8 protein-coding genes are annotated in these 11433 nt (G+C 41.9%); 5 read left to right on the plus strand and 3 right to left on the minus strand.

Features of this window, described 5'->3' with window-relative positions:
- The first annotated feature begins 24 nt into the window (after window positions 1-24).
- The 5 genes from P2W71_RS17390 to P2W71_RS17410 all read left to right on the plus strand — a co-directional run bounded on the left by P2W71_RS17390 (window position 25) and on the right by P2W71_RS17410 (window position 8867).
- Window positions 25-270 carry a YtxH domain-containing protein gene (locus P2W71_RS17390; RefSeq protein ID WP_276372573.1) on the plus strand — a complete coding sequence of 82 codons (246 nt, stop codon included), beginning with the start codon at window positions 25-27 and terminating at the stop codon, window positions 268-270.
- 23 nt (window positions 271-293) lie between these two features.
- Window positions 294-641, plus strand: coding sequence for a phage holin family protein (locus tag P2W71_RS17395; protein WP_276372574.1), 348 nt, complete (start codon window positions 294-296; stop codon window positions 639-641).
- Entirely contained in the window at window positions 628-960 is a 333-nt protein-coding gene (locus P2W71_RS17400) for a hypothetical protein (RefSeq protein WP_276372575.1), read from the plus strand. The genes P2W71_RS17395 and P2W71_RS17400 overlap by 14 nt, the downstream gene beginning before the upstream one ends.
- A gap of 242 nt (window positions 961-1202) precedes the next feature.
- Complete coding sequence (locus P2W71_RS17405) at window positions 1203-7634, plus strand: HAMP domain-containing protein (RefSeq protein WP_276372576.1); 6432 nt, start codon at window positions 1203-1205, stop codon at window positions 7632-7634.
- A 6-nt stretch (window positions 7635-7640) separates the two neighbouring features.
- Entirely contained in the window at window positions 7641-8867 is a 1227-nt protein-coding gene (locus P2W71_RS17410) for an ATP-binding protein (RefSeq protein WP_276372578.1), read from the plus strand.
- A 1-nt stretch (window position 8868) separates the two neighbouring features.
- On the opposite strand, the gene P2W71_RS17415 is transcribed toward P2W71_RS17410, so the two are convergent.
- The 3 genes from P2W71_RS17415 to P2W71_RS17425 form a co-directional block, all read right to left on the minus strand.
- Window positions 8869-9261: a response regulator gene (locus P2W71_RS17415; protein WP_276372579.1), complete on the minus strand. Its 393-nt coding sequence runs from the start codon at window positions 9259-9261 to the stop codon at window positions 8869-8871.
- Between the two features lie 243 nt (window positions 9262-9504).
- Entirely contained in the window at window positions 9505-9978 is a 474-nt protein-coding gene (locus P2W71_RS17420) for a hypothetical protein (RefSeq protein ID WP_276372580.1), read from the minus strand.
- 48 nt (window positions 9979-10026) lie between these two features.
- Window positions 10027-11004 carry a BON domain-containing protein gene (locus P2W71_RS17425; protein WP_276372581.1) on the minus strand — a complete coding sequence of 326 codons (978 nt, stop codon included), beginning with the start codon at window positions 11002-11004 and terminating at the stop codon, window positions 10027-10029.
- Between the last annotated feature and the right edge of the window lie 429 nt (window positions 11005-11433).

The following is an 11433-nucleotide window of genomic DNA, read 5'->3' on the forward strand; positions in this document are numbered from 1 at the left end:
ATTAGAAACGTTAAATACTTAAATATGAAAATCACAACTCAAGTAATTCTCGGATTCGCTGCAGCAGCAGTTGCTGGAGCGGCTATAGGAATGTTATTAGCGCCAGAAAAAGGTAAAGACCTTCAAATGAAAATAAAAGATGGAGCCCAGGATTGGCTGAATCAATTTTCATCGTTATTGAATACGGGCAGGGATGTTGCTGCACAAGTGAAGTCAATAGCTCAGCAAGAAGTTCAACATTTAAAATCTGAACTCAACGAAGTACATTAATTTCACACGATTAGCGAACAACCATGGAAGAGAATAAAAACCCCTCGGAAAAAATAATGGATACCGTCGGCAATTTGGTTCAGACCTACCGCGATCTTATGGCGGTCAAAGCAGTTGAAAAAGCATCTCAAGGAGCCTCTTTAAGTATTTTTGGCATTCTCATGCTGCTTGTTTCAGTTTTTATTCTATTCTTTTTAGGGTTCGGTTCCGCCTGGTGGATGGGCGAGGAACTCGAGAATATGAAAGCCGGATTTTTCATTGTGGGCGGCATCTTCATCACAGTCCTGGCGATTATATTGATGATCGCCAAAAAAACATTAATTCCCGGTATTCGAAACCTCATAATCAAGAAATTCTATGAACAAGATTAGTAATTACGATGAGTTGATCCTTCACAAAAAAAAATTAGAAACCGACCTGGAACATTATAAAAATGTCTTTAATGAGGAGCTTCAAGCGGTCAAACAAAAATTAGAGCCCATTAGCAACGTTGTGTCCTTTTTCACGCCTCCAAAAAATCCCTCTCAAAACAACCTATTACTTCAGGCCGGTACTAATCTTGGTATTGAACTTTTTGTACGACAAAAGCTCTTATCTAAGGCAGGATGGTTCACAAAGCTTGTTGTACCATTCATTTTGAAAAAAGTTTCTTCAAGAGCTTTGGAAAAAGTGCAGGAGATTCGAAAATAACGGAAGTTAGAATTCGGAAAACATTTTTCAGGAAAAAGTTGTTACGCACAAGTCTATAATTTTTTCGCGTACGAAAAATAATTTGAGTATATCCGCGTGACAATGCGTATTTTAGATTCCTTTAATAAGACGTTTATATTGGCTTTTTTTGAGACACCGCCCCTTGTGATTCTAACAGTAAAGCATTGGGTTCTGCTGTCCATATTTCGACATTTCTATTCGACATAATGTAATCCGCCTGCATGAAAACAAAAGCAATGCCTGCAAAAGTTAAGACACCTTTGCCCTCTGACGGTGCAAATGGTGCCGACACAATTAAAAAGAAAGCAAAAAATGGCAATGGCCACTTGATCAGAGAACCCCAACTGCACAACACTACCATCGATTCCCTTGATTTCAAGGAGATGTTAGGCGTTCTAACAGAAGTGAAGAACGGCAACTTCAAAGTGCGGATGCCCTATGACCAGATCGGTTTAAGCGGGAAAATTTGTGATACATTAAATGAAATCATTTCATTAAATGAGGAAATGATGCTTGAGTTTACCCGGGCGGGCAATACCATTGGCAAGCAAGGTAAACTTACCCAGCGCATTGAAATGCCCAGTTCAAAAGGCTCATGGGGCACTGGCATAAATTCCTTAAATGCATTGATCTCGGATCTCGTTCACCCCACCATTGAAATTGCTCACGTTATCAGCTCCGTTGCAAAAGGAAATCTTTCCCAGGAAATGCCCGAAGAAATCGGTGATCATAAATTGGAGGGGGAATTTTTGCGGATTGCGAAAGAAGTAAACTACATGGTGAAACAGCTTAACCTCTTCTCTATGAAGGTGACGCGTGTGGCCAGGGAGGTAGGCTCTGAAGGAAAACTCGGAGGACAAGCAAAAGTTAAAGGCGTAGGTGGTGTATGGAAAGACCTTACCGATTCTGTAAATCACATGGCTGGTAACCTTACCAACCAGGTTCGTAACATTGCGGAAGTAACAACAGCCATTGCCCGTGGAAATCTTTCCAAAAAAATCACAGTGGATGTGAAGGGTGAAATGTTGGAATTAAAAAACACCATCAATACCATGGTGGACCAGCTTAATTCATTTGGATCTGAAGTAACACGCGTTGCACTCGAAGTAGGTACTGAGGGAAGGCTCGGTGGTCAAGCCACAGTAAAAGGTGTAGGAGGTGTCTGGAAAAATCTTACAGATTCTGTAAACCAGATGGCGGGTAATTTAACAGCACAAGTCCGTAACATCGCCGGAGTAACAACTGCGGTAGCCAAGGGAGATTTGTCGAAAAAAATTACTGTTGACGCAAAAGGCGAGTTGCTGGAATTAAAAAACACTATCAACACGATGGTGGATCAGTTGAACTCTTTCTCATCTGAAGTTACCCGTGTAGCCCGTGAGGTTGGATCGGAGGGCCAATTGGGTGGCCAGGCAGATGTTCCGGGTGTTGGTGGAACATGGAAAGATTTGACGGACTCGGTAAATCAAATGGCTGGTAATCTGACAAATCAGGTTCGAAACATCGCGGGTGTTACAACTGCGGTGGCCAATGGTGACTTGTCGAAAAAAATTACAGTGGATGTACGCGGTGAGATGCTGGAGTTGAAAAACACCATCAATACCATGGTGGATCAGCTAAATTCATTCGGATCGGAAGTGACCCGCGTTGCGCTAGAGGTTGGAACAGAAGGTAAGTTGGGAGGCCAGGCAACGGTAAAAGGCGTTGGTGGTATCTGGAAAGAACTTACGGACTCGGTAAACCAAATGGCTTCGAACCTTACCGGACAGGTACGAAATATAGCCGGTGTAACAACCGCCGTAGCAAACGGGGATTTATCGAAAAAAATTACGGTGGATGTGCGGGGTGAAATGTTGGAGTTGAAAAACACCATCAATACGATGGTGGATCAACTTAACTCATTTGCCTCTGAAGTAACACGTGTAGCCTTAGAGGTGGGAACCGAAGGTAAATTAGGAGGCCAGGCTACTGTAAAGGATGTGGGAGGTGTGTGGAAGAATCTTACAGATTCTGTTAACCAAATGGCAGGTAACCTTACCACACAGGTACGAAATATTGCGGGTGTAACTACAGCTATCGCCAAAGGTGATTTGTCAAAGAAAATCACGGTTGATGCGAAAGGAGAACTTCTTGAATTAAAAAATACAATTAATACCACGGTCGACCAATTGAATTCCTTTTCTTCTGAAGTAACACGCGTTGCCCGCGAAGTAGGATCAGACGGTCAGCTGGGTGGACAAGCTAACGTACCAGGTGTTGGTGGGACTTGGAAAGATCTTACGGATTCTGTTAACCAGATGGCCTCAAATCTTACCAACCAAGTGCGAAATATTGCGGAAGTAACAACGGCCGTTGCAAAGGGTGATTTGTCAAAGAAAATCGCCGTGGATGTGCGAGGTGAAATGTTGGAGCTTAAGAACACCATCAATACGATGGTGGATCAGCTCAATTCATTTGGATCAGAAGTTACGCGTGTAGCCCGCGAGGTGGGTTCTGAAGGTAAGCTGGGTGGGCAAGCAGACGTACCGGGCGTCGGTGGTACATGGAAAGATTTAACGGACTCCGTAAATAAGATGGCCGACAACCTGACTAACCAGGTACGGAATATTGCAGATGTAACGACAGCTGTGGCGAAGGGTGATCTGTCAAAGAAAATTACGGTTGATGTAAAAGGCGAAATGTTAGAGCTTAAAGATACCATTAATACCATGGTGGATCAACTTAACTCTTTCGCTTCGGAAGTAACACGGGTGGCTAGCGAAGTAGGTTCTGAAGGTAAACTTGGCGGACAAGCAACAGTGAAAGGAGTCGGCGGTGTATGGAAAGGGCTTACAGATTCCGTGAATCAAATGGCTGGTAACCTGACTGCACAGATCCGAAATATTGCTGATGTGGCGATCGCTGTGGCTAACGGTGATTTATCAAAGAAAATTACGGTTGATGTTCGCGGTGAAATCCTGCAATTGAAAGATACCCTGAACACCATGGTGGATCAGTTGAGAGGTTTCGCTTCCGAAGTTACGCGTGTAGCCCGTGAGGTCGGAACAGAAGGAAAATTAGGTGGTCAGGCCTTTGTACCTGGCGTCGCAGGGACATGGAAAGATTTAACAGACTCAGTGAACCAGATGGCTGGTAACCTGACTGATCAGGTGCGTAACATTGCTGGTGTGACGACTGCAGTGGCGAATGGTGACTTATCTAAAAAAATCACCGTTGATGTGCGTGGTGAAATGCTTGAATTAAAGAACACCATTAATACCATGGTGGAGCAATTAAATTCCTTCGCCTTTGAAGTAACCCGTGTGGCACGTGAAGTGGGTACCGAAGGAAAGTTAGGCGGACAAGCCGAAGTTCGGGGTGTAGCGGGAACTTGGAAAGACCTTACTGACTCTGTGAACCAAATGGCTTCTAACCTAACGGGGCAGGTACGGGGTATTGCCAAAGTTGTGACGTCTGTAGCAAAAGGTAATTTAAAACAAAAGCTTTCCATCAATGCATTAGGTGAGTTGGCTCAGCTGACAGACACCATTAATGAAATGATCGATACGCTAGCTGTATTCGCCGAGCAGGTGACAACAGTTGCGCGGGAAGTAGGTGTCGAAGGTCGTTTGGGTGGTCAAGCTAGCGTACCAGGTGCTTCAGGTACTTGGAAAGACTTAACGGAAAATGTAAACCAGTTGGCTGCTAATTTAACAACACAGGTTCGTTCAATTTCTGAAGTTGCATCGGCTGTAACAAAGGGAGATTTGACCCGAACCATTCGCGTGGATGCTAAAGGCGAGTTGGAAGCTTTGAAAGATACAATCAACCAGATGATCACCAACCTCCGCGAAACCACATTGAGAAATCAGGATCAGGACTGGCTGAAATCAAACTTAGCGAAGTTTACGCAAATGCTGCAAGGACAAAAGGATTTGAATACTGTAACGAAGCGTATTCTTTCTGAACTGGCAGAAGTTGTAACAGCACATTATGGTGCGTTCTATATCCTAAAACAGGATGAAGAAACTCAAAACCACAAACTAAAACTCTTTGCGGCCTATGCGTACAAGGAAGACAAGAATATACCAAAGGAATTTGAAATCGGGGAAGGCCTTGTTGGCCAATGCGCTTTCGAAAAAGAAAGAATTCTATTGAAGAATGTTCCTCAAGGATATGTAAAAATTACTTCCGGATTAGGAAAAGCAAAACCTGCAAATCTTATCATTCTTCCGGTGTTGTTTGAGAATGATGTGAAAGCTGTTATTGAGCTCGCATCTCTTGATACCTTTAGTGAAACACATCTTGACTTCCTGAGCCAGTTGACTGAAAGTATTGGTATTGTATTGAACACCATCGAAACAAACTCAAGAACAGAGGAGTTATTGGCACAATCACAATCGCTGGCTGGAGAACTCAAGACGCAGCAAGAGGAATTGAGAAGAACGAACGATGAGCTTCAGGATAAAGCGCTGCTGTTGGTGAAGCAGAAAGAAGAAGTGGAAGCGAAGAACAAAGAAGTTGAGGAAGCAAGAAAATCTCTGGAAGAAAAAGCAGAACAGCTTACGCTTACCTCCAAATACAAATCAGAGTTTCTGGCCAACATGTCTCACGAATTGAGAACGCCATTAAACAGCTTACTCATCCTGGCCCAGCAGTTATATGAAAACGCAGAAGGTAATCTGAATGAAAAACAGATTCGTTATGCTAAAACGATTCACTCTTGCGGTGACGATTTAATTCAATTAATCAACGATATCCTGGATTTGTCGAAAATTGAATCTGGTTTTATTTCTACCAATATCTCCACGGTACGCATATCCGAAATTGCGTCCTTTGTTGAAACGACATTTAAGCCTATATCAGAAGCAAGAAATCTGCGATTCAAAATTGAAACTGATTACTTGCTGCCGACCTCGATGGAAACGGATATTCAACGGCTCAATCAGATTCTCAAGAACCTGTTGTCAAACGCGTTTAAGTTTACCGAAAAGGGTGAAGTCTGTTTGAAAATAACAGAAGCCCATCATACCTGGAAGCCAGGCAATATCAATCTTGATCGCGCCAAAAAAGTTATTGCCTTTTCAATCACAGATACAGGAATTGGAATTCCCACTGAAAAACAATCCATTATTTTTGAAGCGTTCCAACAAGCAGAAGGTTCTACAAGCCGTAAATATGGTGGAACGGGATTGGGACTTTCTATCAGCCGTGGACTTGCAGAACTTCTTGGAGGAACTATTGAACTTGAAAGCCAGGCAGGTTATGGCAGCACATTTACCTTGTACCTGCCTATAGACAACGTACCTAAAATTGATCCTAAAAATGCACCCCAAAGCATTCAGGCTATTCAACAATTGCGCAAAGAATCGGCCGACGGAGAAATTGGTAACCTCCTTGGAAATCTTCGGATTACCGCTGACGGCATAGAATCCAGAAGCCTGGACATCGTCAGCGAAATGATCAATGAAACTGGAGATGACCGAAGTAACATCTTGCCTGACGATAAAGTAGTTATGGTAGTAGAGGATGACTTGCGCTTTGGAAAAATTGTTATCGACAAAGCACATGAATTTGGTCTAAAAGTGATTGTTGCCACTAACTATCTGGAGGTATTTGACTTCATTAACCGGTTCGCGCCAATTGCCATTACCCTAGACGTAAAACTTCCTGAGACTAGTGGCTGGAAGGTTATCGACTTACTGAGAAACGATCTGACATACCGGCATATACCGATTCATGTTGTGTCTGGAGAGGAAAACCGAATGTTGGCACTGAAACGTGGTGCGAGAAGTTTCTTACTCAAGCCGCTGGACAACGACATGTTGAATGAGCTTTTCAATGACATCGTTACGTGCGGAAACAAAACCAAGCGTAATATCCTGGTCGTCGAAGATAATGAGCTCGACTCATCCCAAATCGCAAAAGTTATTAGCGATGATTTAATTTCAGTCTCTATTGCCTCCACTGGTAATGAAGCGATTGAGCTAGTCAAGACTCAGGAATTCGATTGTCTCATTCTAGATTATACGCTCCCTGATATTTCAGGGGTGGACCTGCTCCATGAGGTAAGCAAAGCAAAGAAAAAACTAACCCCTGTTATTGTATATTCTGCCAAGGATTTTAACAAAATTGAATTAAGTACTATCAATTTAAATTCGAGTTCCCTGGTTGTGAAAGGCGTCAATTCAATTGAAAACCTATTGGAGGAAACAGTATCCCATCTCCATATACCTCACAAAAATCTCGCCCCCGAAAAACGTAGGATTATTGAGAACATTCGGAATAAAGAAGATATATTGACGGGCAAAAATATATTAGTCGTAGATGATGATGTTAGAAATCTATTCGCATTAACAACAGTGTTTGAGCGATTCAATATCAACGTTGTTACTGCTGAAAGTGGAAAAGAAGCCATCAACATCTTGAATGAAAATCCGAAAATTGAAATGGTACTGATGGATATTATGATGCCCGAAATGGATGGTTATGAAACTACCCAGAAGATCAGGCGTGAGCATAAAAATAGCACACTTCCCATTATTGCTGTAACTGCAAAAGCAATGAAAGGCGATCGACTTAAATGCATCGAGGCTGGTGCATCAGATTATATTACAAAACCTGTTAAGATTGACCAGCTACTTTCCTTAATGCGTTTATGGTTCTGTAAATAAAGAAGTATGCACCCTAAAATTTTGTTAGTGGATGATCGAGAGGACAATTTACTCTCGATCGAAACTATCCTTCAGCCAAGTGGTTACCAGTTTGTTAAAGCGAATTCAGGGCGTCAAGCGCTAAAAATCCTGTTGAGCGAATTTGATTTTGCCATGATCCTCATGGATGTAAAGATGCCGAATCTCAATGGTTTCGAAACGGCCTCGCTGATCTACGAACGGGAAAAGCTTAAGCATATTCCCATCATCTTCATTACAGCCAATAATTTTGGTGATGAAAATATGTTTAAGGGCTATCAAACAGGTGCTGTTGACTACATTTATAAACCTATAAATCCAGATATTTTACGGGCGAAGGTGGGCGTCCTTATTGAGCTTTATAAAAAAACCAGACTATTACACGAGCAAGAGCAAAAGCTTATCGCCATTAACCGAAGCCTGGAAAATGAAGTAAAAGATCGCAAGACATCTGAAGAAAAAGTAATACAGCTTAACAAACAATTGATTCAAAACATCAATAGCCTGGAATCAGCTAATAAAGATCTTGAACAATTCGCCTTTATGGCTTCGCATGATCTCCAAGAACCGTTGCGTAAAATTTTGATGTTCAGCGACCGGCTTTACCAAAAATATCATGAAGTGTTGAATGACGATGTTCGGCTGATCAATCGAATTCAAAGTTCGGCCGAAAGAATGCAAGCCCTTATTATTGACATTCTTGCATTCTCCAGAATTTCCATAGATAAATCAACCTACGTTAAAACGGACTTGAACGTCCTCATCCAGGAAATAGTAAATGATAACGATGACGAGATTCAAAGCAAAAAAGCAAAAATTACAATTGAGCAACTTCCAACGTTGGAAGTTAACCCAAGGTTAATAAGAATGTTGTTTTATAACCTGATTAGCAATGCTTTGAAATACTGCAAGCAGAATGTATGCCCGGAGATTAAAGTTCGTGTAGAAAATAACCTGCTCATCAACACACGGGACAAAAAATATTGTCGCATTCTTGTCGAAGATAACGGAATAGGATTCGACCAGAAGTATGCTGAAGAAATTTTCGGCATGTTTAAAAGGCTACATCACGATTCAGAATTTTCAGGAACAGGGATTGGTCTTGCCCTGTGTAAAAAAATTGTTGAGCAACACAAAGGTCACATTGCTGCACTGAGCGAAATAGATAAGGGATCAAAATTTATCATTTCACTACCTGTATCGTCCGGCGAATAATTCACCATCTACGCCTAAGAATTTGATTTAAGGCATTCAGGAAATCTTCAAATTTAGAAGGTTTTGCTAAATAATGGGCGGCTCCAAGTTTTTGTAACTCGCTGTTGTCTCGCTCCGAGATTAAAGTTGAATACATAATGACTGGAATGTCTCTTAATTCAGGATCACTTTTTAGCTCCGTCAAAATCTGCCTTCCATTCGTTTTTGGCATATTTGTATCCAATATAATCAGATCGGGCAACGACTTCTTTTCTCTTAGCATACACAACGCCATCTCTCCATCGTACAGACAAATGCAGTTGATTGTATTGTCGATTTCTCGGACGGCTTCCAAAAAAAATTCATGATCATCCTCATCATCATCGATCAGAAGTAAATTCTTGTAATAAATCATCCGCTTTAGTTAACGCATTATTATTTAGACGGGTTTTTATTTTTGAAATCGTCCAGAGGTCACGCTTCACTTGCCCCAAAAAATTTTCTTAGCATTAACCGCGGACGCATGGTGGATTAGGCCTCAACGAAAAGAAGATGCGGAGAAATGCCTACTACAGGTTACATACAGGCCCTCTCGAAGCCCAAGTATACAATTTTTTTTTAAAATTGTTTATCCTAAAAGATAATTAACGATCAAAAGTCACGAACGGTCTTCCTCAAGATCTTCATGATTATCGCCGCCCAGGCTATAAGAATTATTTTCTTCGTCTTCACTGCCGATTTCTTCCTGTGCATCATCCTGCTCACTTCCTGGGATATCCAAATCGCCGCCGGCGAAATCTACAGGCCAGGGTCTATTTGACAAAATTTCGTCATCGCCTTCCGATTCAATTTCATCAGATGCAAGCGCTTGAAAGTCGTCTTTTGTTAAATCCGAATCCTTATCGCTCGTCCCCAATTTTGGAATCCCTGGAATTGATACTTCGCTTTTTATTGGTTGATTGTTTTCGATAGCGGCCTCGATGTCAACATCGACACGTTTTGCCTGGTTCATTATATCCTCGCTAGCTGGATACAATGGATATCCCGGGAAATCTTCTTCTGAAACATTGGTAGCCTTGCCTGACGATGCCTTGGCATTAGCCTGTATATTTTTTTTGCTGCTTTTTTTCATAGTTAAGGATTAGACAAAACGCCCGGTTTACGCGGGCGTTTAATGTTATTATATAGTTTGTTTTGACGTAGTACGCTCTGTACTTGTGGCACGTTCACTTTTTGAAGAACGATCGCTGCCATATTGTGTAGAGCTTTCGTCAGTTGACGGACTCCAGGTGCTGGCGGTACGTTGGGACGTAAGAACGCGAATCCGATTTTCAACATTTTTCACGCCTGAGACGCCGTCCGCAATATCTTCGGCACGGCGCTTAGAACTACGGTCATTTACGCTTCCGGTCAAAATTACTTCCCCTTGGTTGACACTTACTTCAATATCAGTGGCGTCAACAAACACATCATCGCTAAGCCTATCGTTAATATCTTCTTTAATGCGTTCATCGGAACGGCTGTATCCACGTGGACCTTTACCTTTATGAAGACCTTCTTGTTGTTTGTCCCACATTCTTCTTCGTTCCGCATCTTCGTCCCCAAACCATGAACTTACCTCGTCTGTGGTTTTATCCCACCAGCCTCTATCATCCCTGTCCTCACCCCTTCTATTCCGATTATAATCGTTGCCATAACTGCCACCACCGAAATTTCCTCCACGGTTATAATTTCTTCCTTCGTAATTCGAACGATCATAACTTGAGCGATTATACTCATCATATGCCCGGTCGTTTGCGCCTCGCTCGCTTCCGTAATTCAAATAATCCTTTCCATAGTCGTTACCTGATCCCGGTCTCCAATCGTTGTAACTATTTTCATCACGATTTCTTATGTATCTGGTCCGGTCAGACTGCCGACCATATTCATTTTCTGCATATGCACCCCGTTGGTTATAATAACGGTCTGTTCCGTAATTGTCATAACGCCCTCCGATAGAAGTGCCGTAACCCATATTGCCTTCGTTATAGTTAAAATTACTGCGGTCATTTTCATAACCATGGTTTTGGTATCCATGACCATAGGAGCCCCGGTCTTCCCTCCAATCGGGGTTAGATGTATTCAATACACCACGCCTGTTGTTATTCCTGTTTCTCATAATCTTTCAAAGTTATGTTGCACATTTCAGCAAAAGGGGTCAAAAATAGTGCCCTGCGAATGCAGCACTTGAGTGAAAACTTTAGGTTATAATTTGTAGAAACTGATTCGGTGTCATGCAATTTTTTCCCCATGAAGTTCTTGCCCAAGCGAGAGTTAAAAATGAAAATAAATGCTGAACGGATACGCGATGTCTTGTGTCAAACAGCACCTGTAGATATTTATGGATGTGAGTTTTTGGCGAAGGATAACTTGAATTGAATGTTTATTTATGTAAGCCGGTAGAAAAAAATAGTGTGGATAGTATAGGGAAAAAAATCCACAGTGTGCAAAAATTACACAGAGGCACCCTTGAAAAAAAAGCTTGAGAAAAAGATGAGGCTTTTAAAACCGTCTGTCTTAAAAGCCTCAAGGCTATATTTTCCGTTGA

This window comes from Chryseolinea sp. H1M3-3, assembly GCF_029360725.1.
Taxonomy (GTDB): Bacteria; Bacteroidota; Bacteroidia; order Cytophagales; family Cyclobacteriaceae; genus Chryseolinea.